Source organism: Actinomyces sp. HMSC075C01, assembly GCF_001812965.1.
GTDB lineage: Bacteria > Actinomycetota > Actinomycetes > Actinomycetales > Actinomycetaceae > Actinomyces > Actinomyces acetigenes.
In genome coordinates, this window is the sequence record NZ_KV810906.1 from 1 (window position 1) to 224 (window position 224).

General features: G+C 52.2%; 1 pseudogene. It reads right to left on the minus strand.

The features are described from left to right. Nucleotides 1-224 (minus strand): annotated as a pseudogene (locus HMPREF2883_RS00065) (hypothetical protein); the annotation flags it as partial.

Consider the following 224-nt stretch of genomic DNA (forward strand, 5'->3'; position numbering starts at 1 on the left):
CCCGTCGCCATAGTAGGAGGCCATCGCTCCGTAGTTAATGATGACCTTGACTCTGTTGTAGTTGTAGCCTTCTAGCTTTTCGTAGTAAGTTATTCCGACAATTTCCTGATCCCACTTGTCGGCCCATCCTCCTTTACTGTGAATGTCGTTGGCGTCGTCGATGGTGGACTTGCAGAACTTGCAGCGTTCATCGCTCATGGCGGCGAACTCGGTGGTGTTGCCGG